This is a genomic window from Pseudomonas fluorescens (assembly GCF_040448305.1).
Taxonomy (GTDB): Bacteria; Pseudomonadota; Gammaproteobacteria; order Pseudomonadales; family Pseudomonadaceae; genus Aquipseudomonas; species Aquipseudomonas fluorescens_BH.
Genome location: NZ_CP148752.1, coordinates 4,219,170 through 4,245,631 on the forward strand (window position 1 = coordinate 4,219,170; position 26,462 = coordinate 4,245,631).

A 26,462-nucleotide genomic window follows, 5' to 3' on the forward strand; every position below is an offset into this window, starting at 1 on the left:
GACCCTCCTGTGTGCATCCCGGCTTCAGGCCGGATCGCGATAGAACACGTCGTCAGCGTACGGGTACCACCAGTCCTGAATCTTCGGCTGGTGGTCGATGATGACCATCTTAGAGCGGCGGAACGCTTCCAGCCCCTGACGCCCGAGTTCGCGCCCAAGGCCGGACATCTTCCAGCCGCCGAACGGCAGCGCATCGTTGTCGATCAGCGGATTGTTGACCCAGACCATCCCCGCCTCCAGACGCTCGGCGGCTTCCATGGCTTCGGCCAGATCCGTGGTGAACAGCGAGGCGCCAAGGCCGAACGGCGAGTCGTTGGCCAACCGCACCGCCTCATCGAAATCGCTGACCCGGCAGATCGCCGCCACCGGGCCGAAGCACTCTTCCTGCAGAATCGCCATGTCGCCGGTCACGCCGGTGAGGATGGTCGGCTCATAGAACCAGCCGACGCTGTGCTCGGGCGGAATCCGTCCGCCACACACCACTGTCGCGCCCTTGGCCACGGCGTCATCGACCAGGCGCATGACCTTGTTGCGTGCCGCCTCGCTGACCATCGGCCCGATCTCAGAACGTTCCAGGCCATGGCCTATGCGCAATGTGCGGCTACGCTCGGCGAACCTGGCGACAAACTCGTCATGGATTTCATCGACGACGTAGAAGCGTTCCGCCGAGGTGCAGATTTGCCCGCTCAGGTGGAACGCCGCGGTCACCGCACCCGCCGCTGCCACATCCAGCGGTGCATGCCTGGAGATGATCAGCGGATCGCTGCCACCGGCCTCGATCACGCAAGGTTTCATCCGTTCGGCGCAGGCCACGGCCACCGCCTTGCCTGCCGCCACGCTGCCGGTGAATGCCACCGCGTGGGTCTGCGCCGACTGCACCAGTAACTGCGCGGTGACCGCATCGCCCGGCACACAAGACACCAGCCCAGGCAGCAACGCAGTGAAGTGTTCCATGAACTTGAGGGTGCACAGGGTCGTGGCTTCCGCCGGCTTGATGATGCAGGCATTGCCCGCCGCCAAAGACGCGGCGACCGTCCAGCACATCAGCAGGATCGGAAAGTTGAACGGCATGATGTGCACGCTGACACCGTACGGCTCGTAACGCACATGCTGGAACGAACCGATCTGCGTGGTGCCGGCGACCTTGCCGGCATCGTCCCGGGCCATCTCCGCGTAGTAGCGAAAGATCGGCGCGCAGTTGGCCAGCTCGCCCATGGCTTCTGGAAACGGCTTGCCCATCTCCAGGGTCATCAGGCGCGCGACTTCACGGTTGCAGGCCAGGTTCTGTTCGATGGCATTGGCCAGTTGATGCAGGCGCGCGGCGCGGCTTTTCGCGTCGATCAAGCGCCATTGGCGTTGCGCGGCGGTGGCGGCATCGGTGGCGGCTTGCACATCGGCTGCGCCACACACGCCGACTTGCCCGACCGGTTGCAGGGTCGCCGGGTCGAGCACTTCGCGCACACGGCCATCGGTCAGCGGCAGGAATTCAGAATTGATGAAACGCAATGCGGTGTCAGTGTTGAACGTGGCCATGGGATGATCCTTGAACCAATCGATAAGGGGTTTCGCGCAACGTCGCCAGGGTCTCGGCGGGCAGTTGATCACGCCAGCCCGGCACCTGCCGGTCGAGCCATTGGCGCAGGGGCGCAAAGGCCTCGGCGTCCAGGGCGCGGACAAACAAACCCAGGGTACGCGGCAGATGCGCCAGGTAACCGTGCTTGCCGTCACGGCCGGCCAGGCGCACGAAAATCCCAAGCACCTTGGCGTGACGCTGGGCGGCCAGGCGCCGGTAGTCTTCGAGAAAACCCGGCGCATCCAGCTCCGGGCGCTGAGACAGGTAATGGCTGATCAGTGCCTTGCGCAGCGCTTCGGGCACATCGCGCCGGGCGTCTTCGAGCAGCGACATCAGGTCATAGGCCGCCGCCCCGACCAGGGCGTCCTGGAAATCCAGTAAGCCGCAGGCCGCCACGCCTTCACGGCCTTGCAGCAGCATCAGGTTGTCGACGTGAAAGTCGCGCAGCACCAGGGCTTCGCGGCGTTTTGCGACATCACGACAGGCGGCGGCGAACAGCGCCAGATACTCATCGCGCAGGTCTTGCGCCGCGTCCTTGCCGATCAGCAGCGGCACGTACCAGTCGATAAACAGCGCGTACTCGTCCGCCAGTCGCTGCCCGTCGTAAGGCGCCAGTTCCGTGGCTGGCGCTGCGCGATGCAACGCCACCAGCGTATCGACCGCCAGGTGATACAACGCCGACTCCGAATGCCCGGCCAGCAGCAGCCGGGTATAGGTGTCGTGACCGAAATCCTCGATCAACGCCAGCCCCGCTACCTCGTCCACCGCCAGCAAGGCCGGCGCGGACAGGCCCAGCCCCTGCAACTGCCGGGCGATCCGCACGAACGGGCCGATCGGCTCGCTGTGTGGCGGCGAATCCATCAACAACAGGCCGGCGCCGTCCAGGCGGAAATACCGCCGGGTCGAAGCATCCGCCGGCAAGGCAACCAACAAGGTCTCGGCGAAACCGGCACGGGCCAGAAAGGCGGCGCGCTGGTCTTCACGGGTTGGCAATGAAGCCCGTGCATCTGTCATGGCGATCACCGGATCATGTAGACCTTTTTGATGGTCTCGTGGACGGTGCACACACCCTTCCAGTCCTTGCCGAAGAAGGCGGCGGTGTCCGGCTTGATCTCGATCACTTCGCCGGACTCGTGGACGTAAGTGCAGCGACCTTCGAGGAAGTGGCAGAACTCGTCGCTGGTGACATGGCAGAACCACTTGCCCGGGGTGCAGATCCAGATACCGCATTCGGACTGGCCTTCGGGGCCTTTGTGCAGCACCACGCCGGATACACGGGACTCACCTTCAAGCATGGTCGGGATCACGCCCCAATCCTTGACGTCGGTGATGCTCAGCGGGTCGTACAGAAACGGGGTCGTCATTCATCTTCTCCAGTAAAAAAATCAGTCTTGGCGGTTATCCCCTGTGGGAGCCAGCCTGCTGGCGATTGCGCCGGGACAGTCGACACAGATGTCGCCCGACGCACCGCTATCGCCAGCAGGCTGGCTCCCACAGTGATTACCGGCTCAAGCCAGCATGTAAACGTTGCGCAGGGTCTCCCGGACATGGCATTCGCCCGTCCAGCCGGCCGGGAACAGCACCAGGGTGTTGGGGCGCACTTCGATCACTTCGCCGTTGTCATTGCGGTAAGTCGCTACACCCGCGATGAAATGGCACAGCTCGTCCCGGGGAATCGACAGCCGCCAGCGCCCGGGGGTGCACACCCACAGTCCGCTTTCCGGGCTGTTGTTCGGGCCCTTGAACAGCAAGCGGCCGCTGGAATGCGAGACACCTTCGACGGCATCGCTCTGCACGCCCCAGTCCACCAGGTCGGTGCGGCTGCTGACGGCTTCGAGGTACGGCGTGATACCCGCCGTGGTGGATGAATCAGGCATCGTTAAGCACCTTGTCAAGAATCGCGGCCGCGTCTTGCGGCCCCTTGCGTGATTGCATCTGCGCGCTGGTGCGCTGCAGGCGTTGGCGCATCGCCTCATCGTTGAGGCACGCGTGGAGTTTTTCCGCGAGCTGTTCTTCGCTCCATTCGTAGCGATCGAGCTTGAAGCCGTGGCCGCTTTCTTCGGCGCGCATGGCGTTGTCGTGGCCGTCCCAGACGTAGGACATGACGATCGCCGGTTTGCCGAAGAACAGGCACTCGGTGAAGCTGTTGTTGCCGCCGTGGTGGATCACCGCGTCGACCTGGGCGATCACCGACGGCTGCGGGAACCAGTTGGAAATCTGCACGTTGTCCGGCAGGTCCGGGTATTCGTCGAGGTGTTCGCCGACGTTGAACAGCGCCCGGTAAGGCAGCTTGCCCACTGCATCGATCAGGCGCTTGAGCAGCTCGACATCGCCGGAACCGAGGCTGCCGAAACTGGCGTACAGCAGCGGCTTGTCGTCGTTCGCACGGAACGGCGGAATCTCGTAGGGTGTGTCGTGACGCACGCAACCTTGCAGGTAATGGAAGCGCTCGGCCGGCAATGGATGGCGGCGGTCGAACTTGACCGCATCCGGGTACAACAACAGGTTCATGAACGGCGAGGCCTCAAAGAAGGTCCCCAGCGGATACGGCTGCTCGCCATGGGCCTGGAGGAACTGGTTGAAGTCGTCGTGGATCGGCCCGACCACTTCCTCGAAACGCTGGCGGAATTGCGCGTGGCCGGCCCTGTCATCGATGCTCATGCCCGACAGGTGCGGCGGGATATCCGGGTCTTCGATCTCGTTTTCCGAGCAGGAAATGATCCGCACCCACGGCTTGCCGTATTGCTTGATCGCCGGGAACAGGATCACGTTGTCGACGCAGATCAGGTCGGGCCTGACCTTGTCCAGCACCGCCGGCAGGTCCTTTTGCGCCCACTTGGCGGTTTCGACGATGGCGGCCCAGCATTCCTTGACGTAGTTGTCGATCTGTTCCAGCGGCGACTTGCGGAAATTCGGAATGTGGCCGTTGATGAAATCCACCCAGTAGCGGGCCATCTCTTCGGCCGGCATCGGCGCCGACATGTTGACCATGTGCTCTTCAAAACCATAACCGGCGTAGACACCGCTCATGCCCGGGTCGGTGAGGAACACCGCTTTATGCCCCAGGGCTTCACAGGCCTGCGCGATACCCACTGAGTTCAGCGCCGGGCCGTAGGCGGCTTCGGGGAAGAATGCGATCACTTTCTGTTTCATCGAGTGCTGCTCCTGCCTGGTCTTTTTTTTGTTCAGCGCGTCAATACGCGGGCATGCCGGGCCTGCCAGCCCAGCCGGATGGTCGTGTCGATTGCAAAATGGGCGAATTCGAACTGTGAGGACGGCACGCGCACGATCAGCGGTTTATCGCTGAGGGGGGTCTGCACGTGCAGGTTGGTGTCGAGGCCGTGGTAGGCGACTTCGACGATCTTGCCGCTGACCTGGTTGGCGCAATCGCCGCCCTGCTCCGTCAGCACTTGCAGGCGTTCGGGGCGCACCACCACGGCGACGGCTTGGCCGCTCACCAGCGGCGCGTCGGTTTCGACGCTCAGTTCCTGGCCATTGACCCGCACCGAGTGCCGGCCCGAGCGCACGCCTTCGAACAGGTTGCTGACGCCGATGAAGTTGGCGACAAAACGGCTGCTGGGGTTTTCGTAGAGCTCGGTCGGGCTGCCGCACTGGCACACCTTGCCGCCGTCGAGCACCGCCATGCGGTCGGACATCACCAGGGCTTCTTCCTGGTCGTGGGTGACGATGATGAAAGTGATGCCGCTCTCGTGTTGCAGGCGCTTGAGTTCCAGCTGCATCTTTTCCCGCAGCTTCTTGTCGAGGGCGCCCAAGGGCTCGTCGAGCAGCAACACTCGCGGGCGTTTGACCAATGCCCGTGCCAGCGCCACTCGCTGGCGCTGGCCGCCGGAAAGCTGATCGGGTTTGCGTTCGGCCAGCTCACCCAGTTGCGCGGTGCTCAGCACTTCATCGACCCGGCGCCGGATTTCGCTTTCCGGCAGGCGCTCCATTTCCAGGCCGTAGGCGATGTTCTTGCGCACGGTCATGTTGGGAAACAGCGCGTAGGACTGGAACATCAGGTTCAGCGGACGCTTGTTGGCCGGCAGCGGCGAGATGTCATTGCCGTCCAGGTAGATGCAGCCACCGCTGGGGGTCTCGAAACCGGCGAGCATGCGCAGCAGCGTGGTCTTGCCGCAGCCGGACGGCCCGAGCAGCGCGAAGAACTCGTTCTCGCGGATGCTCAGCGACACCTCGTTGACCGCCAGGCCGTTGCCATAAGACTTGCTGACCTTATCCAGGATCAGTACCGCAGATGAATTATTCATGGGTGCGAGGAGCCTTGTTGAGACGCTGCGAAGCCAGCAGCGCGGTGATGCTGACCAGCATCACCAGCGTCGCCAGAGCGTTGATTTCCGGGGTGACGCCGAAGCGGATCATGGCGTAGATCTGCATGGGCAACGTGGTCGAGGCCTGGCCGGAACCGGAGTTGAAAAAGGCGATGATGAATTCGTCCACCGACAGGGTGAACGAGAGCAATCCACCGGCCAGCACACCGGGAAAAATCACCGGCAGCAGCACCCGGCGCAAGGTGGTGAACCAACTCGCCCCCAAGTCGATCGAGGCTTCGAGGATCGAATAGTCGAAGTGCTTGAGCCGCGTGCGCACCACCGCACAGACGAAGGCGATATTGAACACGGCGTGGCTGATGATGATCGAGTGCAGCCCCAGGCCGACCTTGAGCAGGTTGAAAAAGCTCAACAGCGCAATCGCCAGCACGATGTCGGGAATGATCATCGGCGCCATCAGCAAGGTGTCGACCACCTGGCCTTTATCGTTGCCCTTGCGGCGCAACTCGATGCCCAGCGCCAGGAACGTGCCGAGCACGCAGGCAATCAAGGTCGCCGACAACGCAACGACCAGGGTGTTGAGCGCCGCCGACAGAATCGCCGTGTTGTGCGCCAGTGCCGCGTACCACTTCAGCGATACGCCACCCCATGCGGTGGGCAAGCCGGACTTGTTGAACGACAGCAGGATCAACACCAGGATCGGTATATAAAGGAAGGCGTACACCAGCCCCAGGTGTGACCCCAGCAAAGTGCCGCTGACAGAACGAGACTGACTCATGAGCGCGCCCCTTCTGCACGACGGGCCACCAGTGCCTGGATGAACAACAGGATCAACATGATCGCGATCAGGAAGAAGCTCAGTGCCGCGCCGAACGGCCAGTCCCGCGCCGTAAGGAATTGCGAATAGATCAGGTTGCCGACCATCTGCACCTGCTTGCCACCCAGCAGGTCGGCCGTGATGAAGTTGCCGATGCTCAGCACGAAGACAAACACTGCGCCCGCCGCGATACCCGGCACGCTCAGCGGCAGGATGATCCGGCGGAAGGTCATCCAGCCCGAGGCGCCGAGGTCTTTCGAGGCGTCCCACAGTTCGTTATTGATCCGCGACAGCGACGAGAAAATCGCCAGGATCACAAAGGGGATGTAGTTGTAGACCAGCCCCAGCACCACGGACGACTCGGTGTACAGCAGACTGATGGGTTCGCCGCTGTAGCCGAGCATTTGCAGCAGGCGGTTGATCAGGCCTTCGCGGTTGAGCAGGACGATCCAGGCGTAGGTGCGGATCAGGTAATTGCTCCAGAACGGCAGCATCACCAGAAACAGGTACACCGCCTGACGCCGCCGTGGCGCACGGGCAATCGCATAAGCTGCCGGGTAGCCGATGAGCACAGCAAACAGCGTGGCCAATCCGGCAATCTTGGCTGACTTGAGCAGGATGCCCAGGTACAGCGGATCGAACGCACGCTGGTAGTTTTCCCAGGTGAACAACCAGTCGATGCCGCCATACGCGCCGCGTTCAACGAAGCTGTAGACCAGCACCAGCAGGCACGGAATCACCAGGAACATCAGCAGCCAGCCAAAGCCGGGCGCAAGAAGCCAGGCCGACAGACGCCTGTCAGCATGCAAAGCACTCATTACCCATATCCTCCCGCCTCAGGACAGAGGCGGCTTGCGAGCGTGGCGAGGCATGCCGGGCATGCCTCGGATCGACGTGGCGTTAGTTCTGCGCCGCCATGATTTCGGTGACGGCGCGGGTGTAGGCCTTTTGCGTGGTGCCGCCCAAGTCGCGCAATTGCTCCATCTTCACCAGCTCGCTCGGCGTCATGGTCAAATTGGGGTATTGCTTGAGCAGGTCCGCGGACAGCCCGGCCATGGCCGCCTGGTTGGGGACTTTATAGAGGATGTTTTCAGCGACCCAAGCGTGGTTTTCCTTGGCCAGCATGAAGTTGATGAACTTGAAGGCTTCGTCCTGGTGCTTCGAACTCTTGAGCACCACCATGGTGTCCACCCACAGGTCGGAGCCTTCCTTGGGCACCACGAACTTGATCGCCGCGTTGGCCTGGGTGCCGTAGTTGCACCAGCCGTCCCAGGCGTGAGCCATCAGCGATTCGCCGGACGCGAGCTTGGAGTAGAAGGTGGTGTCGTCGAAGGAGAGAATGCGTTTCTTGGTGGCGATCAGTTGATCGCGAACCGCGGCGATTTGCGCGGGGTCGCTGTCGTTGACCGACCAACCCTTGGCGAGGAAACCGGCACCGAGCATCCAGCGGTCGGTGGCGAGCATCGTGACCTTGCCCTTGAGGGCATCGCTCGGGTTGAGCAGCTCGTTCCAGCTCTGTGGCGCCGGCGTCACCTTGTCGGAGCGATAACAGATACCGGTGGTGCCCCAGGTGTAAGGCACGGAGAACCGATTGCCCTGGTCATATTCCAGGTGCGTGGCTTCGGGGTAGAGGTTTTTCAGGTTGGGGACCTTGACCGGATCGATGTCCGCCAGCAGCCCCTGCTTGTGCAGGACTTCGGCGAAAGGCGAGGAGACGAACACCACGTCGTACCCTTCACCACCGGAGGCCATCAGCTTGCCCATGATTTCTTCGTTGGTGGCGTGCAGCGCCTTGTCGACGTCCACACCGCTGGCAGCCTTGAACTTCTCCAGCGCATCCGGGGCCATGTAGCCGTCCCAGATGGAAATCACCATGTCTTTCGCACTTGCAGCCTGTGAAGCGATCGCCAGGGAAACGGCCAATCCCACGCACAGAAGATCATTCAGCTTGCTCATAAATACTCACCCGACGATTGTTTATTGTTGTGTTCGAAGGCAGTACGGCAAAACGAGAAACGATTACTGGTGTTTTTTTTTAGAAATTAGGACCAGTATCAAAAGATGTCAACGCATTTTTTCCGGCCTGACGCTTCGCCGGCGCATGACTTAAGATGAGCAACCGAGCCCGACAGCGGATCACAACGAGAAAAGACGCTTGAGCACGACAGCCGAAAAAAAACCGCGCACCAATCACCTGGAACTGGCCCGCCGCATCCTCGAGCACACTCAGGAAAGTGGCCTGGTGGCCGGCGACCCGGTGGCCGAGCAGGCCCTGGCCCGGACCTTCCAGGTCTCGCGCACGCTGATTCGCGGCGCGTTGAAAGTGCTGCTGGAAGAAAACCTGCTGAGCCACGAAGCCGGCAAGGGCTACCGATTGCTGGCCTCACCGGCGGGCCAGGCCTTCAACGCTGCCTTGCCGCAAGCCGAGGAAGAAGAACTGGCCGCCTCGGTGCTGCGCGACCGCATGGCCGGGCGCCTGGGCGACAGCATCAGCATCAGCGAACTGATGCGCCGCTACGACATCGGCCGGCCAGCGGCACAAAAGGCCCTGCAGCAATTGAGCGAAAGCCAGGCCATCGAGCGCGGCCCCGGCCAGTCCTGGCTGTTTCGTCCGTCGCTGAACAGCCTCGCCGCCCTTGAAGAAAGCCTGAAATTTCGCCTGATTCTCGAACCCGAGGCCTTGCTCAGCCCGAGCTTCAACGCCGACCCGCAACGCCTTGCGTTGCTGCGCAGCGCCACGCAAAGCCTGCTCGCCCGCCCCGTGGAAGATTTCGATATCCAGCAGTTTCGCGAACTGGACATAAGCTTCCACGAACTGCTGGCCCAGAGCTGCGGCAACCGTTTCATCAGCGACGCCCTGCTCCAGCATCAAGGCCTGCGGCGCCTGCCGAACCTGCTGCCCTCGGTGAGCGTGCACCGCCTGCAGGAAGCGCTGCGCGAACACCTGCAAATCATCGCGCAGATCGAACGCGGGCAGATGGAGATCGCCGCCGACCTGCTGCGCCTGCACCTGCGCTTGAGCGCCGCGCAACGCCCGCAAACCGCCAACCGTGGCATCCCGCAAAGCCATCTGTTCGGGCGTCGCTAACCGGCTCGCAAAAACATGATGATTTTTTTTTGAAAATAAGACAGCATCAAAAACACCTTCAGGAGCGGCGGGTCTGACCCGCCATGGACAGTCCCTCGCCATGCAAAAACAAAAACTGATCGCCCTGTTTCCGGAAGCCAGTTTCGGCGCGGCCTTGAACTGCATTGGTATCGCTCAGTCGCTGCGTGAACTGGGTGCCAGGCCGGTGTTCATCTGCCATGAACATTTCCAGGGGTTGTTTGCCGAATACGGTTTCGACGAGTACCCGATTCCGCAAGTGAGTCCGCTGTCGGCGGCGGAACACCAGCACTACTGGGAGCGCTTCATCGAGCGCAGCATTCCCTACTTCGACCAGACCCCGCTGGCGCAGATCGACAGCTACGTGGCGCCGGCCTGGGAAGCCATCATCGACACCGCCATCGAAGCGGAAAAACCCTTGCAGCAGTTGCTTGGCCGCCTCAAGCCCGACGTGATCGTGCTCGACAACGTGGTGATGTTCCCGGCCATCGCCAACGCCGGTTGCCCCTGGGTGCGGGTGGTGTCCTGCGCCGAAACCGAACTGCCGGATGCGGCCGTTCCACCCTACCTGTCCGGATGCCTGGCCAGCGACACCCAGGCCTGCGAGCGCTACACCGAACAGTACCTCAGGGCCGTCGCACCGGCCCATGAACGCTTTTCGCAATTTCTCCTCGGCAACAATACGGCGCCGTGCCCTGCGGGGCAGTTCCTCACCGACTCGCCGTGGCTCAATTTGCTGTTGTCACCGACGCCAGTGCGCTATGAGCGCCAGCAACCGCTCGATCCGCAACGCTACGTGTACCTCGACGGCTGCGTGCGCCGCGAAGCGCCGTACATCGTCCCGGACTTTCCACGGCACAACGACGCGCCGCTGATCTACCTCAGTTTCGGCAGCCTCGGTGCCGCCGACACCGGGATGATGAAGCGCCTGATCAGCACAATCGAAACCTTGCCGTACCGCTTCCTGGTCAACGTCGGCGCCTACCGCGACATGTACACCACCGTGCCGGACAACGTGTACCTCGACAGCTGGTTTGCCCAGCCGGCGGTGCTCAAGGAATGCCAGTTGTTCATCCACCACGGTGGCAACAACAGCTTCTGCGAAGCGCTGTACTTCGGCCTGCCATCGCTGATCATTCCGTACTGCTGGGACGGCCACGACAACGCCGCCCGCGCCGAGGAAGTCGGCGTCGGCCGCTACCTGCCACGCTTCGCCGACCCCGTCGCCGCCCTGCCCGCCGCGCTTGAACAGCTGCTGGCCGACCAGCCGATGAAACAACGCCTCACCGCGTTCAGCGAGCGCATGCAGGCGACCCGCGGCACCGACATTGCCGCCCGCGCGATCCTGGCGCTTCCAGACCTCTAGCCATAACAACAAAAACCGTCGGGCAACCGAACGCAATCGTCGCTGCCCGACACACCGCCGGAGTTTCAGCATGAATGCCCCACCGCGTCTCGATGCCCTCGACCACGTCCTGCCCCATCCCTTCTGGCAGGACACCGTCACCCCGCCGCCCGCCGCACCTTCCATCACCGGCACGGTGCAGTGCGACCTGGCGGTGGTCGGCGGTGGCTTTACCGGATTGTGGACGGCGCTACTGGCACGCCAGCGCAACCCCGGGCTGAGCATCGCGATCATCGAGGCGCGACGCTGCGGCGGTGAAGCCAGCGGGCGAAATGGCGGTTTCTGCGCGCCGAGCATTTCCCATGGGGTCTCCAACGCCCTCAAGCGTTGGCCGGATGAAGCGGAGCAACTGATCCGACTCGGCCGGCAGAACCTCGATGCACTGGCCGCCGACCTGCAACGCTTTGGCATGCACGTCGAGTTCGAACGCCAGGGCAAACTCAACGTCGCCAGCCGGCCGTGGCAGGTCGACGGGCTGCGCTCGATGCAGCGTAACTATGCGCGATTCGGCATCGACTGCCAGTGGCTGGAAGGCGGCGACCTGGCACGCAAGCTTGATTCACCGGCGTATGTGGCCGGCCTGTTCGAGCCCAACTACGCCCTGCTCAACCCGGCGAAAATGGCCGCTGAATTGCGCCGCGTTTGCCTTGAGCAAGGCATTCAACTGTTCGAAAACAGCCCGGTCCTGCAACTGCAAGCCAACAACGACAATCTTCACTTGCGAACCGCTCACGGCGAAGTGACCGCTGGAAAAATCGCCCTCGCCACCAACATCGCCCCGCCGCTGCTCGGCCATCTGGCATCGAGCGTGATCCCGGTCTACGACTACAGTCTGGTCAGCGTACCCTTGAGCGATGCGCAGCTGCAAGCTATCGGCTGGATAGGGCGCTACGGCATCGCCGACGCCGGCAACCAGTTCCACTACCTGCGCAAGACCGCCGACGACCGCATTCTCTGGGCCGGCTTTGATGCCATCTACCATTTCGGCGGGCGCCGCGACGAAGCCCTGACCCAGCGCCCGCAGAGCTTCCAGCGTCTGGCCGAACAATTCCAACAGACCTTCCCGGCATTGGGCGACGTGCGTTTCAGCCATGCCTGGGGCGGCATCATCGACACCTCCGCGCGCACCACGATGTTCACCGGTTGCGAGCACCAGGGCCGCGTCGCCTATGCCTTGGGCTTCACCGGGCAAGGCGTATCCGCCAGCCGCTTTGCCGCGCTGAACATGCTCGACCTGCTGGCCGGCGAGCGCACCGAACGCACCGAACTGCTGATGACCTCCAAGGCGCCGTTCCGCTTTCCGCCCGAACCCTTGCGTTATGTCGGCGTGAAACTGGCCCAGCGTTCACTGGCGCGCGAAGACCGCGACGGTCACCGCGACCTGCTGCTCAAGACCTTCGATGCCTTTGGCATCGGTTTCGATTCCTGACCCGGAGACCACCATGTCCACAGCCCTGCCCCGGCACGTCATCGACTTCGCCAGCGAGCTTGCCCCCCGTGAAACTGAAATCAACGACCCGGCCGTGGTCGACGCGCCTTATCGCAGCAAGAGTTGGCGGCACTTTGTGCAGCCCGAGAAAAACGCCGTGGCCGGCATCTGGGAGGCGGGACCGCACCGGGAGCGTTGCCAGTGCGATTACGACGAGCTGTGTCACATCCTCGAAGGCAGCGTGCGCCTGACCGATGCCGAGGGCGTCGCGCGCACGTTCGGCCCCGGTGACTCCTTCGTGGTCGCCAGCGGATTCAACGGCACCTGGGAAAACCTCACCAAGGTGCGCAAGGTCTACTTCATCCTCGGCTAACGTACCTGATTACGCCCGTTTCGCTTGGCCTGGTACAGCGCATCGTCGGCGCGGGTCAACAGGCTTTCCGGCGTGTCGCCGGGGTGTGCGTGGGCCACGCCGAACGACGCGGTGATGGTGTCCAGCACCGTGTCGGTGCCCCGGGCCTTGACCCGCAGCGCCTGGACTTTCAGGCGCAGGCGCTCGGCAACAGCGCCTGCGGCGGCCAGGTCCGGGCAGTCCTTGAGCACCACGCAGAACTCCTCGCCGCCATAACGCGCCGCGAACGCTTCGCCGGGCAGCGAATCGCGCAACACCCGGGCGACATGCTGAAGCACGCGGTCACCCAAGGGATGGCCGTACTGGTCGTTGAATTGCTTGAAGTGGTCGATATCCAGCATCACCAGCGCCACGCCTGTCGCCGCGTTGTTCATGGCCTGTTCAAGCTGGCGGTTGAAGGTGGTGCGGTTGAGCAATTCGGTCAGGCCATCGAGGGTCGCCGCCAGTTGGGCGCGCTCCAGTTTGTCCCGCAGGCTTTTGATTTCATGCTGCGCCGACTGCAACTGGGCGAGGAAGTGTTCCTGCTGGCCCTGCATCAACCGAGTGCTCTGTTGCAGCTGGACCAGGATGCTCGGCAAGCGCTCGCTGGCGGGCTCTTCGAGCATCTGCAGGTATTGGCCGAGGCTGGCCTGGAAGTTCTGGTTGCCTTTCACGCTGCGCGAAACATCGCGCTCCATGTCGTCGACCAGGTTGATTGCGTCCTGCTGCCCGGAACGGGCATCCGCCAGCTCATCGCGGATGATGTACTCGCGAAACAGTCTGGTGGCCGACTCCGGCGGGAAATAGTCGAAGTCGTTGACCAACCGGTCCAGGTGCCGATTGAGCTCCGGCTCCTGGCCTTTGCTGTAGGTGTACCAGAGCGCGTAGTGCACCGGGTTGGGCGCAATGTTGTGACGAACCATCAGCGGCACTGCCTGCTTGAGCAACGCCGCGGCCTCGCGGGAGTCTTCCGGATACTGCGCTAGAACAGTCGCACGCGTGTCTGATTGGCTCATGGTTTCACTGTGGTTATTATTATTTGGCGATTGGCAAACTCGCTGAGCATAGCCATACGCCCGACAAACGACCATCCCGAATTACACAATCATTTCAACCCGGCACGCCCGAGGTATTGCACCCAGTTTTCTGTAGGAGCGAGCCTGCTCGCGATGGCGGTGTATCAACCAACGACGATGTTGGATCTGATGGCCTCATCGCGAGCAGGCTCGCTCCTACAGGGGCCTGCGGAGCCTGTGTTACCGCGCAGCCCAGGCATTGAAGCGTTGTTCAAGCTCTTCGCCATGGTCGACCCAGAACTCCGCGTCCACGGCCCGGGCGCCGGCCAGGTTGGCCTCGGCGGTCGGCAGTTGGTCCTGCACGTCCTTGGGCAGCAATGGCAGGGTCTGGCGATGCACCGGCCCGTAGGGGATGGTTTCCGAGAAAACCTTTTGCGTCTGCGGCTGGCTGGCAAATGCGATGAAGTTTTCCGCCAGCGCCTTGTTCGGCGTGCCTTTGACCACCGCCCAGTATTCCGGGTCGTACAGGCTCTGCGGCCAGACGATGCTCAGCTTCATGCCTTCCTTTTGCGCCGAGGCAATCCGCCCGTTGTAGGCGGCGCTCATCACCACGTCCCCGGCCACCAGCCATTGCGCCGGCTGTGCGCCCGCCTCCCACCACTGGATGTTCGGCTTGATCTGGTCGAGTTTGGCAAAGGCCCGCGTCACGCCTTGCGGGGTTTTCAAGACCTTGTACACGTCGTCCGCCTTGACGCCGTCCGCCAGCAAAGCGATTTCCAGGGTGTACTTGGCGCTCTTGCGCAGGCCGCGCTTGCCCGGGAAGTCGGCGACATTCCAGAAGTCGGCCCAGGACTGCGGCGCCTTGGCCTGCTTGCTCTGGTCGTAGGCCATGACCATCGACCAGACGTAAGTGGCCACCCCGCACTCGGTCAACGCACCGGGCACAAAGTTCGCCGAATCACCGAAGCGTCCCGCATCGAGCTTCTCGAACAAGCCCTCTTCGCAGCCACGCAACAGCTCGGGGCTTTCGACTTCCACCACGTCCCAACTGGTGTGGCCGGCGGAGACCATGGCCTTGATCTTCGACAGCTCGCCGTTGTATTCACCGGCGATGATGTTGCCCGCGCCGCTGGCGTTGAAGGGCTGGAAATAGGCCTTATCCTGGGCCTGTTTGGTAGCACCACCGAAGGAAATCACGGTGAGGTCCTGGGGGGCCGCCCACACACTGGCACTCAACAACGCCAGGGCAAACGGAACACTGCAACGCAAGGATCTGGACATGGATCGCTTCCTCGGGGCTTGTCGGCCCGTTGTTGTTATGGGTGTTCGGATTCACTCAAGTAAGCCGCCAGGCGATCCATCAAGCGGTCACAGGCCGCCATCTGATCAACGCTGACAAATTCATCGGGCTTGTGCCCCTGGTCCATGCTGCCAGGACCGCAGACCACCGAAGGAATGCCGGCCTGATCGAACAGCCCGCCTTCGGTGCCAAAAGCCACGGTGCTGAACTCGTCGCTGCCGCACAGTTGGGCAATCAGCCGGGCCGCCGCGCTGTCGGCGGGTGTCGCCAGGCCCGGATAGGCCGAGATTTTTTCAAAGCGGATACCGGTATCGGTGTCCACGGCCTGCATGGCCGGCAGCAACGTCTGTTCGGCGTAGTCCTGCAGCTCATCGACGACCACTTGCGGGGCGAAGTCCGGCAAGGCACGGATCTCGAAATCGAAACGGCAATCCGCTGGAACGATGTTCAGCGCCGTACCGCCCTGGATCACCCCGACCTGTACGGTCGAGAACGCCGGGTCGAAGCGCTTGTCATGCAATGGCGGCCGGGCCAGGGTGGCGCCGATGTCGCCCAGCCGACCGATCAGGCGCGCGGCCTGCTCGATGGCATTCACCCCATAAGGCGCGTAGGCGGAATGACAGGCGGCGCCGCGTACGTGGCAACGCATCGCCAGTTTGCCCTTGTGGCCGAGCACCGGCTTGAGTTCGGTGGGCTCGCCGATCAGGCACAGCGCCGGTGCCGGGATGCGTTGCGGCAGCACTTCCAGCAAGCCGCGCACGCCGAGGCATCCGACCTCTTCGTCATAGGAAAACGCCAAATGCACCGGGCGCTTCAAAGGGCTGGAGAGAAACATCGGCACGGCCGCCAGCACAGAAGCCAGATAGCCTTTCATGTCGGCGGTGCCGCGACCATAAAGCTTGCCGTTCGCCTCGCTCAGGCAAAACGGTTCGACCGTCCAGTCCTGGCCGTCCACCGGCACCACGTCGGTGTGCCCGGACAGCACGATGCCGCCAGCCACGCGCGGGCCGACCGTGGCCAACAGATTGGCCTTGGTCCGCTCGGCGTTGTAGATCAGTTCGCAATCCACGCCCAGTCCGTGCAGGTAGTCGCGCACGAACTCGATCAGTTCCAGGTTCGAATCGCGGCTGACCGTGGCGAACCCGATCAATCGCGCGAGCATGGCGCGGCTGCGCAACTCACTCATCGCCGGGCACTCCATAGGCGGGGGCCAGGGTCGGATTGAGGGCGCGGGTCAGATAATCCTGAAGTTGCGGCTCGTAGGCCGTCCACAGTTTGCCCAGCTCGCCGATCGGGTTTTCATCGGCCCAATCCACCCGCAGGTCGACCATCGGCCAGGTCAGGTCACCCACCACCGACAGCGCCGCCGAGTGCACCGCGCCGGCTTCGCCACCGGCATCCTGGCCGGCCTGCAAGGCGTTCATCAGCCGGGTGGCGAGGCAGCCTTCGCTGTATTCGAACGCCGCGACCATCGCCTCGATCACCCCACTATTGGCCAGCAGGTTGCCGGCCGCCACGCATTGGTCACCGGCCACAGCGTTGTTGATACCCAGCGCATGGTTGCCGCTGAACACCGCCGTGCGCCCGTGGGCATCGACCACCGCCACCTGGCGGTATTGGCTGTAGCCGTTGCGGGTCAATGAGTGGTCCAGCGCCTGGGGTGGCGCCGAGCCGTTGGCCAGTTCATCGAGGATCTGCGGGCCGAGGGCCGGCAGCGTGATGTTCTGGCTCGACACCGCGCCGACACCGGCACGCAGCCACGGGCAGCGCGCGCCGACGGCAATGCTCGAAGAACTGATGGCAATGCCCAGCTGGCCGGTCTCGGCGCAGCGACCCACGATGGAAAAAGTCATGGCGAATTCCTTATTCAGGGATGACAGCGATCACATCAATTTCCATCAGCCACTGCGGCTGGCCGAGGGCGCTGACCACCAGGCCGGTGGAAATCGGGAACACGCCCTTGAGCCACTTGCCGACTTCCTGGTAGACCGGCTCGCGATAGCGCGGGTCGATCAGGTAAGTGGTGGTCTTGACGATATGGCTCAGGTCGCTGCCCGCCTCTTCCAGCAATTGCTTGACGTTGCGCATGGCCTGCTCGGCCTGGGCGCGCGGATCACCGAGGCCCACCAGTTGGCCGTTGAAATCGGTGCCGACCTGACCACGCACATACACGGTGTTGCCGGCGCGCACGGCCTGGCACAAATCGTTGTCCAGCGTCTGGTTCGGGTAAGTGTCTTTGGTGTTGAACATGCGGATGCGGGTATGAGTAGGCATTAACGAACTCCCATGAGGCTGGCTTTCTGAAGAGGTGCACGGGCGGCCTCGGCTTGACGCTGGGTCGCATCCCGATAGTTGAGATAGGTGTGCTGTTTAACGATGTGATCGGCGATGTGCTTGGCGTCGTGCCAAACGCCCCAGATAAACGCGGAGCCGCGGCGGGACTGCCAAGGCAACCCGACGAAATACACCCCCGGCTCGGCCGACACGCCGCGCTGGTGCTGTGGCTTGCCGTTTTCCTTGAAGGCATCGACCTTCAGCCAGCTGTAGTCGGTGGAGTAACCGGTGGCCCAGATGATCGTGGTGACGCCGGCCTTGAGCAGATCCAGTTCAAGGATTGGATTTGTCACGCAGTCCGGGTCCGCCAGCATGGCCCGGGCTTCGGGTTCCAGCGGCAGGTCCAGGCCGTTGCGTTCGATATAGGCGTCGGCCTTGTCGAGCAGCGCCAGGTAATTTTCATCGCCACGTTTAATGTTGTCGGCGAGGTTGTCTTCGAAACTCACCACAGCGCCGTTGAACGCCCGGGTCAGGCCGACCAGGGTCATGCCCTGGTGAGCCAGCCGGCGGAAGTCCACGGTGTGGCCGCCACGGGCGCCGCTCACGGCGATGGTCACGTGTTCCTTGCCCGGTTGCATGGCCTCGGCATCCCACTCGCCGAGCACCCCCAGCCACCAGCAGAAATCACGGTTACGATAGGCACGGGGCGGACGATCGTGGGCGCCCATCGACAGGTAGACCTGTTTGCCGGAACGTTGCAGTTCATCGGCGATCTGTACGCCCGAGGAACCTGCGCCCACCACCAGCACCGCGCCTTCGGCCAGTTGCTGCGGGTTGTAGTATTGGGCGGAGTGAATCTGGGTGATGCCGGCGATTTCGGGTGCAATCGGCGGAATGGCCGGACGCTGGAACGGACCGGTGGCGACCACCACGTGGCGGGCCTCGATCACGCCATCGGAAGTTTCGACAGTGAAGCCTGGACGGTCGGTGTTACGTTCGACTTTCTTCACATCCACGCCGGTACGGATCGGCGCGTTGAACTTGCGGGCGTAGGCTTCGAAGTACTCAGCCACCTGCTCTTTCCCGGCGAAGGCATCCGGGTCCAGGCCGTCGAATTCCAGGCCCGGGAAGCGGTCGTGCCAGGCCGGGCCGTTGGCTACCAGCGAATCCCAGCGACCGGTGCGCCAGGCTTCGGCGATACGATTGCGCTCCACAACGAGGTGAGGCACACCGAGCTTGCTCAGGTGTTCACTCATGGCCACGCCGGCCTGTCCGGCGCCAACAACAAGCGTATCAATTTCGGTCTTATCAACTGTCATGGCTGTGCACTTCTGAAAGGTGGTTTGATTCAGGTCGGTCATGGCTGCCGCCTCGATTCTGATCACTGTTGTTCTTCTGCTGCGGCTATCGGTGTCAGGGTGTTGGCCGCATTCTGTTCGGAGCCGGGAAATAGCGAAATTATGTTTTTTGTGGTCGCTGGCGAGGAAAAAGCGTCGAGGTGACCGGTTGGCTGTGCAAGGTTGCGGCCGACCCGATCCCGGCCTATGGTCCAAGCGATGCATTGCCCGCGACCGGCGCAAAGACCCGGCGCGGATTGCTGTCCATCCAGTGCGGATCTACGCAAGGAGTGATGACATGCCCGACAATTCCCGTCCTGCCGTGCTCGAACTGATTGGCAATACCCCGCTGGTGCGCGTCAGCCGTTTCGATACCGGCCCGTGCACGCTGTTTCTCAAACTCGAATCCCAGAACCCCGGCGGTTCGATCAAGGACCGCATCGGTCTGGCCATGATCGACACCGCCGAACGCGATGGCCGCCTCAGGCCCGGCGGCACCATCGTCGAAGCCACCGCCGGCAATACCGGCCTCGGCCTGGCCTTGGTCGGCCGCGCCAAGGGCTATCGCGTGGTGCTGGTGGTGCCGGACAAGATGTCCACCGAGAAGGTCTTGCACCTAAAGGCCATGGGTGCCGAGGTGCACATCACCCGCTCCGACGTCGGCAAAGGCCATCCTGAGTATTACCAGGATGTCGCCGCGCGGCTGGCCGCGGAAATTCCCGATGCGTTCTTCGCCGACCAGTTCAACAACCCGGCCAACCCGCTGGCCCACGAATGCAGCACCGCGCCGGAGATCTGGGCGCAAACCCAGCATGATGTGGACGCCATCGTCGTCGGTGTTGGTTCGGCCGGTACCCTCACCGGGCTGACCCGCTTCTTCAAACGCGTGCAGCCGGACCTGGAAATGGTCCTGGCCGACCCGGTCGGTTCGGTGATGGCCGAATACAGCCGCGGCGGCACCCTCCCCACCCCCGGTTCCTGGGCGGTGGAAGGCATTGGCGAAGACTTCATTCCGTCGATTGCCGACCTGTCCAGCGTGCGCCACGCCTATTCGATCAGCGACGAAGAAAGCTTCGACCATGCCCGCCAACTGCTGCGCGCCGAAGGCATTCTTGGCGGCTCGTCGACCGGCACCTTGCTGGCGGCGGCGTTGCGTTACTGCCGCGAACAGACCCAGCCGAAACGGGTGGTGAGCTTCGTCTGCGACACCGGTACGCGTTACCTGTCGAAGGTCTACAACGACCAGTGGATGAACGATCAGGGCTTGCTGCAACGCAAGCACTACGGCGACCTGCGCGACCTGATCGCGCGGCGTTTCGAGGATGGCCGGGTGATCAGCGTCGGCCCGGATGACACGCTACTGACGGCATTTCAACGCATGCGCCTGGCGGATGTCTCGCAGCTACCGGTGCTGGTGAACGGCAAACAACTGGTCGGCGTGATCGACGAGTCCGACATCCTGCTGGGCGTGCATGAAGACGTTGCGCACTTCCGCAAGGCCGTATCCAGCGCCATGACCGACAAACTGCAAACCCTGTCCCCCGATGCCTCGCTGGCGGATCTGGAGGCAGAACTGGGCCGTGGGCTGGTGGCGATCATCCAGGATGCCTCGGGCTTCCACGGCCTGATTACCCGAACCGACATGCTCAACCATTTGCGGAGATCCCTGCCATGAGTCAACAGGATAAAAACGCCTCGCCACAGGGCTTCGCCACCCGCGTGATCCACGCCGGGCAAGTGCCGGACCCTTCGACCGGGGCGCTGATGCCGCCGATCTACGCCAACTCCACCTACCTGCAACAGAGCCCCGGGGTGCACAAAGGCCTGGATTACGGGCGTTCGCACAACCCGACGCGCTGGGCCCTGGAGCGCTGCGTGGCCGACCTCGAAGGCGGCACCCGGGGCTTTGCCTTCGCCTCGGGGCTGGCGACCATTTCCACGGTGCTCGAACTGCTCGACGCCGGCTCGCACATCGTCTCGGGCAACGATTTGTACGGCGGCACCTTCCGCCTGTTCGACAAGGTGCGCCAGCGCAGCGCCGGGCACCGCTTCAGCTTCGTCGACCTGACCGACCTGGCGGCGTTCGAGGCCTCCCTGCAAGACGACACCCGCATGGTGATGGTCGAGACACCGAGCAATCCGCTGCTGCGCCTCACGGACCTGGCCGCCATCGCCCGCACCTGCCGTGCCCGCGGCATCATCTGCGTGGCCGACAACACCTTCGCCAGCCCGTGGATCCAGCGCCCGCTGGAACTGGGTTTCGACATCGTGCTGCACTCGACCACCAAGTACCTCAACGGTCACTCCGACGTGATCGGCGGCATCGCCGTGGTCGGGCAGAACGCCGAACTGGCCGAACGCCTGGGCTTCCTGCAAAACGCCGTCGGCGCCATCGCCGGCCCGTTCGATGCCTTCCTCACCCTGCGCGGGGTGAAGACCCTGGCCCTGCGCATGGAGCGGCATTGCAGCAACGCACTGGAGCTGGCGCAGTGGCTGGAGCGCCAACCGCAAGTCTCACGGGTCTACTACCCCGGCCTGCCGTCGCACCCGCAACACGAACTGGCCCAACGGCAAATGCGCGGTTTCGGCGGGATGATCTCCCTTGACCTCAACAGCGACCTGGCCGGCACCAAACGCTTCCTTGAAAGCGTGCAGATCTTCGCCCTGGCCGAGAGCCTGGGCGGCGTGGAAAGCCTGATCGAACACCCGGCGATCATGACCCACGCCACCATTCCACCCGATACCCGCGCGGAACTGGGGATTGGCGATGGCTTGGTGCGGTTGTCGGTGGGGGTTGAGGATGTGGAGGATTTGCGGGCTGACTTGGCGCAGGCGTTGGCGCGGATGTAAGTTGCCTAAATCTCGGCACACCACTAAACCTGTGGGAGCGAGCTTGCTCGCGAAAGCGGTGGATCAGTCGATATTGAAGCTGACTGACACTCCGCTATCGCGAGCAAGCTCGCTCCCACACTTGAATGTCTGTCATGCAAAAATTGGCTGTTCAGCAGAGATCCCCTGTGGGAGCGAGCCTGCTCGCGATAGCGGTGGATCAGTCGATATTGATGCTGACTGACACGCCGCTTTCGCGAGCAAGCCCGCTCCCACACTTGAATGTCTGTCATGCAAAAATTGGCTGTTCAGCAGAGATCCCCTGTGGGAGCGGGCTTGCTCGCGATGGCGGTGGATCAGTCGATATTGATGCTGACTGACACGCCGCTATCGCGAGCAAGCTCGCTCCCACACTTGAATGTCTGTCATGCAAAAATTGGCTGTTCATCAAAGATCCCCTGTGTGCGAGCCTGCTCGCGATGGCGGTGGATCAGTCGATATTGATGCTGACTGACACGCCGCTTTCGCGAGCAAGCCCGCTCCCACAGGTCTTTTTTTGGCCTTAAGTCTTGTTGCAAGGCTGGTCAAGCAAACAAGACTCCCTATAATCGCGGCGTTTTCGTCTACCCTCACGAAGCGTCGTGCAGCAATCAGCTTGTGCGGGGCGCATCGACATTTTTCCGCTATTGAACCGGAGAACTTCCATGCTCAAACGTACCCTGGCTATGGCCGTCGGCCTGACCCTGTCCCTTTCCACCCTGCTGGCACAGGCCGCCGAGACCCTCAAGGTCAGCGCCATTCCTGACGAAGCACCCACCGAACTGCTGCGCAAGTTCAAGCCACTGGGCGAATACCTGGAGAAGCAACTGGGCATGAAGGTCGAGTTCGTGCCGGTATCCGACTACCCGGCGGTGGTCGAGGCCCTGGCCACAGACCGTATCGACATGGCCTGGCTGGGTGGCTTCACCTTCGTGCAGGCGCGACTGAAAACCGGCAATGCCATTCCATTGGTACAGCGTGAGCAAGACGCCCAGTTCACCAGCAAATTCATCACCGCCGACCCGGCCGTCAAGTCGCTGGCCGACCTCAAGGGCAAGTCCTTTGCCTTCGGTTCGGTGTCTTCCACGTCCGGCAGCTTGATGCCGCGTTATTTCATGCTGCAGGACGGCATCAAGCCTGAAACCTATTTCAGCCGTGTCGGTTACTCCGGCGCCCACGACGCCACCGTCGCCTGGGTCCAGGCTGGCAAAGTGGATGCCGGCGTGCTGAATGCCAGCGTCTGGGAAAAACTGGTCAAGGCCGGCAAGGTCGATACCGACAAGGTCAAGGTCTTCGCCACCACGCCAGCCTACTTCGACTACAACTGGACCGTGCGCGGCACCCTCGACCCGGCGCTTGCGGCCAAGATCAAGGCGGCCTTCCTCGCGCTCGATCCGGCAAAACCCGAAGACAAGGCCATTCTCGACCTGCAAGCCGCCAGCCGTTTCATTGAGACCAAGCCGGATAACTACAAGGGCATCGAGGAAGCCGCGCGCGCTGCCGACCTGCTGAAATGACCTTGCATCTGAACCGGGTCAGCCTCACCCACGGCAATGGCGTGCGTGCGCTGCATGAGGTCGACCTGCACATCGGTGCCGGTGAGCAAGTCGCAATCATCGGCCCGTCCGGTGCCGGCAAGTCGAGCCTGCTCAACGTGCTGGCCACCGCCCTGCGCCCGGACGACGGCGCGGTCGAGGTACTCGGCGAGCACGCCTGGCAGCTTGGCGCCCATCGGCGTCAGCAGCTGCGGGCGCGCATCGGCCTGGTGCATCAGGCGCCACCCCTGCCACCGCGGCAACGGGTGGTCACGGCGGTGCTGGCCGGAAAGCTGGGCCAATGGGGTTTTGCCAAAAGCCTGTTGAGCCTGCTGCATCCGGTGGATGTTCCGGGGGCGCGGGCGGCACTGGTCAAGCTGGACCTGGGTGACAAGCTGTTCGCCCAGTGCCAGCAATTGTCCGGCGGCCAACTGCAGCGCGTGGGCATTGCCCGGGTGCTGTACCAGGCGCCCGAAGTACTGCTGGCCGATGAGCCGGTGTCAGCGATGGACCCGGTGCTGGCCGGGCACACCCTGTCAGTCCTCTGCCGCCACGCCCGGGAACACAAGGTGACCCTGGTCGCCAGCCTGCATGCGGTGGAACTGGCCCTGACGCACTTCTCGCGCATCATCGGCTTACGAGACGGCCAGGTCCTGTTCGACCTTCCCGCCAGCGACGTCGACCACGATTTGCTCGACAAGCTCTACGCCAACGAACAATTGCTATCGCCGCCAGTTCCGGTGGCGCCCTTGAGCCTGCAGATTCCACGATGCTGACGCGCGATACACGAGACCCGGCCACCCTGCCCCGCCTGCTGCTCAGTCTGTTGGCACTTGCTCTGCTGTGGCCCGGAATTCATTTCAGCGAACTGGATTTGGGTGTACTGCTCCAGGCCGACAGCCAGAGTGAGATGGGCCGGTTTGTCTCAGCCTTCTGGCCACCGGCCCATGGCGAAGAGTTCCTTCAGCTACTGTGGCAAGCCACGTTGCAAACCCTGGCCATCGCCACCGCCGGCATGGCCCTGGCCTTGATGTTGGCCGTGCCCGCCAGCTTGTTGGCCAGTCGAGCGCTGTCGCTGTCCGCAGCCTCGCGCAGTGGTCGTCCGAGCGCACTCGGGCGGCTGTTTCGCTGGCCGGTGCGCGGGCTGCTGATCTTCCTGCGCAGCGTGCCGGAAATCGTCTGGGCCCTGCTGTTCGTGCGCGCCGTCGGCCTTGGCCCGACGGCCGGGGTGCTGGCCATTGCCATCACCTACAGCGGCATGCTGGGCAAGGTCTACGCGGAAATCTTCGAGTCGGTCGACCAGCGTCCCGCCCACTCATTGCTGCAAGCCGGCAGCAGCCGGTTGGCGGCGTTCTGCTACGGCATCCTGCCCAATGTCGGCGCGGAGTTGCTGTCGTACACCGTGTATCGCTGGGAATGCGCGATCCGCGCGTCGGTGGTGATGGGCTTCGTCGGCGCCGGCGGGCTGGGCCAGCAGATTGATTTGTCGTTGCGCATGTTCGCCGGCGGTGAAGTGGCGAGCATGTTGCTGACCTTTTTCGTATTGGTGCTGTTCGCCGATCAGATCAGCCGCCTGTTGCGCTGGAGGTTCGCATGAATCGCCTGATCAACCTGCTGCTGATCCTGTGCATTGGCGCAGCGGTCGTCGCTTCGTTCCGCTATCTGGGGATCGACCTCGGCGAACTGGGTGGCAGCGGTAACCTGAAGCAGATGGGCGCCTACGTGCTGCGTTTTCTCAGCCCGGACCTGAGCGCCGGCCATCTGCAAGCCATCGGCCGTGGCGCCGTGGAAACCATGGCCATGTCGGCCCTCGGCACCCTGCTTGCGGCGGTATTGGGCCTGGTGCTGGCACTGCCGGCAGCCGGGCGTTTCGGCTGGCCGTTGCAGAGTGCGTCGCGTCTCGTGCTTAACGCCCTGCGCGCCATTCCCGAACTGGTGTGGGCCGCGCTGATGGTGCTGGCCGCCGGACTCGGCCCCAACGCCGGGACCCTGGCACTGGCCATGCACACCACCGGGGTGCTCGGTCGACTCTTCGCCGAAGCACTGGAAAACACCCCGCCGCAACCGGCCGAAGCCATCCGCTTGCAAGGCGGCAACGTCGTCTGGGCCTTCTGCTACGGCACCCTGCCCAACCTGTTTCCGCAGTTGTTGGCGTACATCCTGTACCGCTGGGAAAACAACATCCGCATGGCCAGCGTGCTCGGTTTTGTCGGTGCCGGCGGTTTGGGGCAGATGCTCTATGTCAGCCTCAGCCTGTTCCAGGAGGCCCAGGCCAGCACGGTGATCCTCGCCATGTTGCTGTTGGTGTTTGCCGTTGATGGGTTGAGCAGCTGGAGCCGCCAGCGCTGGGTCAAGGCGTGATGGGGGATTGGATGGATTTGCTCAGCTGATTGCATTCGACCTGAGCAACCATTTGTATGGAGTTGACTAGCGCGTTTTATGGCTATGACCGGTAGAAAACGACCCCAATCTGTTGCATCGACCGGTTGAATCCACAGCCAAAAGCAGACGTTCAGCCAACACAAAATAAATCAGTCCCCTTACCCATCCAATCACGGCATAACCGGGCACGGCTCGCGCGCTCTCGGTGCGGGAAATCGTCGCCTGGTTGAGATGAGGCAGCAGCGGAGTGCCTGCCATTGCTCACAGGCTTAACAGCTGATACCAATGAGCCATAACAATCTATTGAACCTCTGGCAGAACGGTTATTTGCCTACTTATCATGAACGGTTCCGATCTAAACTGTCATTGAAACCTTTAGAAACATAGTTTAATTCCAAGGAGGAGTTCGACGTTTTGCAGAGCGTTGTGTAGCACAGGCAAGGCACGACACCCGGTGCCAGCGTCAACACAACGACGGAGAAAATCATGGACAGAGAGCAACTCACTCACATGATGGAGCCTCCACTAACCGGCGCTTTCTCAGCCCACTCGAATGCCCCGTCCGAGCAACTCCATACTTACCGATTGTCCGTTGTTCTCAATACAGAGAACCACTTGCGACTGAGCGCTGATATGCGAAAGCGCCTCAGTGGAGTTCGGCCGTGGCCGTTATCCCACGAGCTTCTGGTTCGAATACGGAGCTGACGTTTTGCCACCCTGCCAGGTGTCGGGGGGCAGTCAGC

Annotated in this window: 25 protein-coding genes; 10 read left to right on the forward strand and 15 right to left on the reverse strand. The window is 62.8% G+C overall.

Annotation, left to right across the window (positions count from 1 at the left end; translation table 11 throughout):
- Positions 1–24 precede the first annotated feature (24 nt).
- The 9 genes from WHX55_RS19100 to WHX55_RS19140 form a co-directional block, all read right to left on the reverse strand.
- A complete protein-coding gene (locus tag WHX55_RS19100; protein WP_353741050.1) occupies positions 25–1,533 on the reverse strand; it encodes an aldehyde dehydrogenase family protein in 1,509 nt (502 codons plus the stop codon).
- Complete coding sequence (locus tag WHX55_RS19105; protein WP_353741051.1) at positions 1,514–2,587, reverse strand: phosphotransferase; 1,074 nt, start codon at positions 2,585–2,587, stop codon at positions 1,514–1,516. Before WHX55_RS19105 ends, WHX55_RS19100 begins: the two co-directional genes overlap by 20 nt.
- 5 nt (positions 2,588–2,592) lie before the next feature.
- Positions 2,593–2,937 carry a cupin domain-containing protein gene (locus WHX55_RS19110; RefSeq protein ID WP_007976122.1) on the reverse strand — a complete coding sequence of 115 codons (345 nt, stop codon included), beginning with the start codon at positions 2,935–2,937 and terminating at the stop codon, positions 2,593–2,595.
- Positions 2,938–3,081: 144 nt separating this feature from the next.
- Positions 3,082–3,450: a cupin domain-containing protein gene (locus WHX55_RS19115; RefSeq protein WP_353741052.1), complete on the reverse strand. Its 369-nt coding sequence runs from the start codon at positions 3,448–3,450 to the stop codon at positions 3,082–3,084.
- Entirely contained in the window at positions 3,443–4,726 is a 1,284-nt protein-coding gene (locus WHX55_RS19120; RefSeq protein ID WP_353741053.1) for a glycosyltransferase, read from the reverse strand. The genes WHX55_RS19115 and WHX55_RS19120 overlap by 8 nt, the downstream gene beginning before the upstream one ends.
- Before the next feature lie 32 nt (positions 4,727–4,758).
- Positions 4,759–5,838, reverse strand: coding sequence for an ABC transporter ATP-binding protein (locus WHX55_RS19125; RefSeq protein ID WP_353741054.1), 1,080 nt, complete (start codon positions 5,836–5,838; stop codon positions 4,759–4,761).
- A complete protein-coding gene (locus WHX55_RS19130) occupies positions 5,831–6,637 on the reverse strand; it encodes an ABC transporter permease (protein ID WP_353741055.1) in 807 nt (268 codons plus the stop codon). The genes WHX55_RS19125 and WHX55_RS19130 overlap by 8 nt, the downstream gene beginning before the upstream one ends.
- Positions 6,634–7,494 (reverse strand): ABC transporter permease, encoded by an 861-nt coding sequence (locus WHX55_RS19135; RefSeq protein WP_151214762.1) that lies wholly within the window; start codon positions 7,492–7,494, stop codon positions 6,634–6,636. Before WHX55_RS19135 ends, WHX55_RS19130 begins: the two co-directional genes overlap by 4 nt.
- Before the next feature lie 82 nt (positions 7,495–7,576).
- A complete protein-coding gene (locus tag WHX55_RS19140) occupies positions 7,577–8,632 on the reverse strand; it encodes a spermidine/putrescine ABC transporter substrate-binding protein (protein WP_353741056.1) in 1,056 nt (351 codons plus the stop codon).
- Positions 8,633–8,831: 199 nt separating this feature from the next.
- Between WHX55_RS19140 and WHX55_RS19145 the strand changes: the two genes are divergently transcribed.
- The 4 genes from WHX55_RS19145 to WHX55_RS19160 all read left to right on the forward strand — a co-directional run bounded on the left by WHX55_RS19145 (position 8,832) and on the right by WHX55_RS19160 (position 12,989).
- The gene (locus tag WHX55_RS19145) at positions 8,832–9,764 is read left to right on the forward strand and encodes a GntR family transcriptional regulator (RefSeq protein WP_150752865.1); all 933 of its coding nucleotides are present in this window, start codon (positions 8,832–8,834) and stop codon (positions 9,762–9,764) included.
- A 100-nt stretch (positions 9,765–9,864) separates the two neighbouring features.
- Positions 9,865–11,148, forward strand: a complete 1,284-nt coding sequence (locus WHX55_RS19150; protein WP_353741057.1) for a glycosyltransferase — start codon at positions 9,865–9,867, stop codon at positions 11,146–11,148.
- Between the two features lie 70 nt (positions 11,149–11,218).
- Complete coding sequence (locus WHX55_RS19155; RefSeq protein ID WP_353741058.1) at positions 11,219–12,616, forward strand: FAD-dependent oxidoreductase; 1,398 nt, start codon at positions 11,219–11,221, stop codon at positions 12,614–12,616.
- A gap of 13 nt (positions 12,617–12,629) precedes the next feature.
- The gene (locus WHX55_RS19160) at positions 12,630–12,989 is read left to right on the forward strand and encodes a cupin domain-containing protein (RefSeq protein WP_353741059.1); all 360 of its coding nucleotides are present in this window, start codon (positions 12,630–12,632) and stop codon (positions 12,987–12,989) included.
- On the opposite strand, the gene WHX55_RS19165 is transcribed toward WHX55_RS19160, so the two are convergent.
- The 6 genes from WHX55_RS19165 to WHX55_RS19190 all read right to left on the reverse strand — a co-directional run bounded on the left by WHX55_RS19165 (position 12,986) and on the right by WHX55_RS19190 (position 18,958).
- On the reverse strand, positions 12,986–14,023 hold the full coding sequence (locus tag WHX55_RS19165; RefSeq protein WP_353741060.1) for a GGDEF domain-containing protein: 1,038 nt from the start codon (positions 14,021–14,023) through the stop codon (positions 12,986–12,988). The genes WHX55_RS19160 and WHX55_RS19165 overlap by 4 nt on opposite strands.
- Positions 14,024–14,263: 240 nt before the next feature.
- A complete protein-coding gene (locus WHX55_RS19170) occupies positions 14,264–15,304 on the reverse strand; it encodes an ABC transporter substrate-binding protein (RefSeq protein WP_090456239.1) in 1,041 nt (346 codons plus the stop codon).
- Between the two features lie 35 nt (positions 15,305–15,339).
- Positions 15,340–16,509, reverse strand: coding sequence for an acetylornithine deacetylase (gene argE, locus WHX55_RS19175; RefSeq protein ID WP_150752870.1), 1,170 nt, complete (start codon positions 16,507–16,509; stop codon positions 15,340–15,342).
- Positions 16,502–17,176, reverse strand: a complete 675-nt coding sequence (locus WHX55_RS19180; RefSeq protein ID WP_150752871.1) for a DUF1028 domain-containing protein — start codon at positions 17,174–17,176, stop codon at positions 16,502–16,504. The genes argE and WHX55_RS19180 overlap by 8 nt, the downstream gene beginning before the upstream one ends.
- Positions 17,177–17,186: 10 nt before the next feature.
- Complete coding sequence (locus WHX55_RS19185) at positions 17,187–17,597, reverse strand: RidA family protein (RefSeq protein ID WP_003201555.1); 411 nt, start codon at positions 17,595–17,597, stop codon at positions 17,187–17,189.
- The gene (locus WHX55_RS19190) at positions 17,597–18,958 is read right to left on the reverse strand and encodes an NAD(P)/FAD-dependent oxidoreductase (RefSeq protein ID WP_353741061.1); all 1,362 of its coding nucleotides are present in this window, start codon (positions 18,956–18,958) and stop codon (positions 17,597–17,599) included. Before WHX55_RS19190 ends, WHX55_RS19185 begins: the two co-directional genes overlap by 1 nt.
- Positions 18,959–19,232: 274 nt before the next feature.
- On the opposite strand from WHX55_RS19190, the gene WHX55_RS19195 reads away from it, so the two are divergent.
- The 6 genes from WHX55_RS19195 to phnE all read left to right on the forward strand — a co-directional run bounded on the left by WHX55_RS19195 (position 19,233) and on the right by phnE (position 25,698).
- A complete protein-coding gene (locus WHX55_RS19195) occupies positions 19,233–20,609 on the forward strand; it encodes a pyridoxal-phosphate dependent enzyme (protein ID WP_150725346.1) in 1,377 nt (458 codons plus the stop codon).
- On the forward strand, positions 20,606–21,784 hold the full coding sequence (locus tag WHX55_RS19200; RefSeq protein ID WP_150752872.1) for a PLP-dependent aspartate aminotransferase family protein: 1,179 nt from the start codon (positions 20,606–20,608) through the stop codon (positions 21,782–21,784). The genes WHX55_RS19195 and WHX55_RS19200 overlap by 4 nt, the downstream gene beginning before the upstream one ends.
- Before the next feature lie 683 nt (positions 21,785–22,467).
- Complete coding sequence (locus WHX55_RS19205) at positions 22,468–23,319, forward strand: putative selenate ABC transporter substrate-binding protein (protein WP_150759223.1); 852 nt, start codon at positions 22,468–22,470, stop codon at positions 23,317–23,319.
- On the forward strand, positions 23,316–24,113 hold the full coding sequence (locus WHX55_RS19210) for an ATP-binding cassette domain-containing protein (protein WP_353741062.1): 798 nt from the start codon (positions 23,316–23,318) through the stop codon (positions 24,111–24,113). Before WHX55_RS19205 ends, WHX55_RS19210 begins: the two co-directional genes overlap by 4 nt.
- Positions 24,107–24,934, forward strand: coding sequence for an ABC transporter permease (locus tag WHX55_RS19215; protein ID WP_353741063.1), 828 nt, complete (start codon positions 24,107–24,109; stop codon positions 24,932–24,934). The genes WHX55_RS19210 and WHX55_RS19215 overlap by 7 nt, the downstream gene beginning before the upstream one ends.
- Positions 24,931–25,698: a phosphonate ABC transporter, permease protein PhnE gene (phnE, locus tag WHX55_RS19220; protein ID WP_150759225.1), complete on the forward strand. Its 768-nt coding sequence runs from the start codon at positions 24,931–24,933 to the stop codon at positions 25,696–25,698. The genes WHX55_RS19215 and phnE overlap by 4 nt, the downstream gene beginning before the upstream one ends.
- Positions 25,699–26,462 lie beyond the last annotated feature (764 nt).

Bases quoted from the DNA above. Each gene is read 5' to 3' on its own strand.
- argE (WP_150752870.1), bottom strand. From the start codon at position 16,509: ATGAGTGAGTTGCGCAGCCGCGCCATGCTCGCGCGATTGATCGGGTTC.
- WHX55_RS19190 (WP_353741061.1), bottom strand. From the start codon at position 18,958: ATGACCGACCTGAATCAAACCACCTTTCAGAAGTGCACAGCCATGACA.
- WHX55_RS19215 (WP_353741063.1), top strand. From the start codon at position 24,107: ATGCTGACGCGCGATACACGAGACCCGGCCACCCTGCCCCGCCTGCTG.
- WHX55_RS19105 (WP_353741051.1), bottom strand. From the start codon at position 2,587: ATGACAGATGCACGGGCTTCATTGCCAACCCGTGAAGACCAGCGCGCC.
- WHX55_RS19120 (WP_353741053.1), bottom strand. From the start codon at position 4,726: ATGAAACAGAAAGTGATCGCATTCTTCCCCGAAGCCGCCTACGGCCCG.
- WHX55_RS19185 (WP_003201555.1), bottom strand. From the start codon at position 17,597: ATGCCTACTCATACCCGCATCCGCATGTTCAACACCAAAGACACTTAC.
- WHX55_RS19210 (WP_353741062.1), top strand. From the start codon at position 23,316: ATGACCTTGCATCTGAACCGGGTCAGCCTCACCCACGGCAATGGCGTG.
- WHX55_RS19155 (WP_353741058.1), top strand. From the start codon at position 11,219: ATGAATGCCCCACCGCGTCTCGATGCCCTCGACCACGTCCTGCCCCAT.
- WHX55_RS19150 (WP_353741057.1), top strand. From the start codon at position 9,865: ATGCAAAAACAAAAACTGATCGCCCTGTTTCCGGAAGCCAGTTTCGGC.
- WHX55_RS19115 (WP_353741052.1), bottom strand. From the start codon at position 3,450: ATGCCTGATTCATCCACCACGGCGGGTATCACGCCGTACCTCGAAGCC.
- WHX55_RS19205 (WP_150759223.1), top strand. From the start codon at position 22,468: ATGCTCAAACGTACCCTGGCTATGGCCGTCGGCCTGACCCTGTCCCTT.
- WHX55_RS19130 (WP_353741055.1), bottom strand. From the start codon at position 6,637: ATGAGTCAGTCTCGTTCTGTCAGCGGCACTTTGCTGGGGTCACACCTG.
- WHX55_RS19135 (WP_151214762.1), bottom strand. From the start codon at position 7,494: ATGAGTGCTTTGCATGCTGACAGGCGTCTGTCGGCCTGGCTTCTTGCG.
- WHX55_RS19195 (WP_150725346.1), top strand. From the start codon at position 19,233: ATGCCCGACAATTCCCGTCCTGCCGTGCTCGAACTGATTGGCAATACC.
- WHX55_RS19200 (WP_150752872.1), top strand. From the start codon at position 20,606: ATGAGTCAACAGGATAAAAACGCCTCGCCACAGGGCTTCGCCACCCGC.
- WHX55_RS19165 (WP_353741060.1), bottom strand. From the start codon at position 14,023: ATGAGCCAATCAGACACGCGTGCGACTGTTCTAGCGCAGTATCCGGAA.
- WHX55_RS19140 (WP_353741056.1), bottom strand. From the start codon at position 8,632: ATGAGCAAGCTGAATGATCTTCTGTGCGTGGGATTGGCCGTTTCCCTG.
- WHX55_RS19180 (WP_150752871.1), bottom strand. From the start codon at position 17,176: ATGACTTTTTCCATCGTGGGTCGCTGCGCCGAGACCGGCCAGCTGGGC.
- WHX55_RS19125 (WP_353741054.1), bottom strand. From the start codon at position 5,838: ATGAATAATTCATCTGCGGTACTGATCCTGGATAAGGTCAGCAAGTCT.
- WHX55_RS19170 (WP_090456239.1), bottom strand. From the start codon at position 15,304: ATGTCCAGATCCTTGCGTTGCAGTGTTCCGTTTGCCCTGGCGTTGTTG.
- phnE (WP_150759225.1), top strand. From the start codon at position 24,931: ATGAATCGCCTGATCAACCTGCTGCTGATCCTGTGCATTGGCGCAGCG.
- WHX55_RS19110 (WP_007976122.1), bottom strand. From the start codon at position 2,937: ATGACGACCCCGTTTCTGTACGACCCGCTGAGCATCACCGACGTCAAG.
- WHX55_RS19100 (WP_353741050.1), bottom strand. From the start codon at position 1,533: ATGGCCACGTTCAACACTGACACCGCATTGCGTTTCATCAATTCTGAA.
- WHX55_RS19160 (WP_353741059.1), top strand. From the start codon at position 12,630: ATGTCCACAGCCCTGCCCCGGCACGTCATCGACTTCGCCAGCGAGCTT.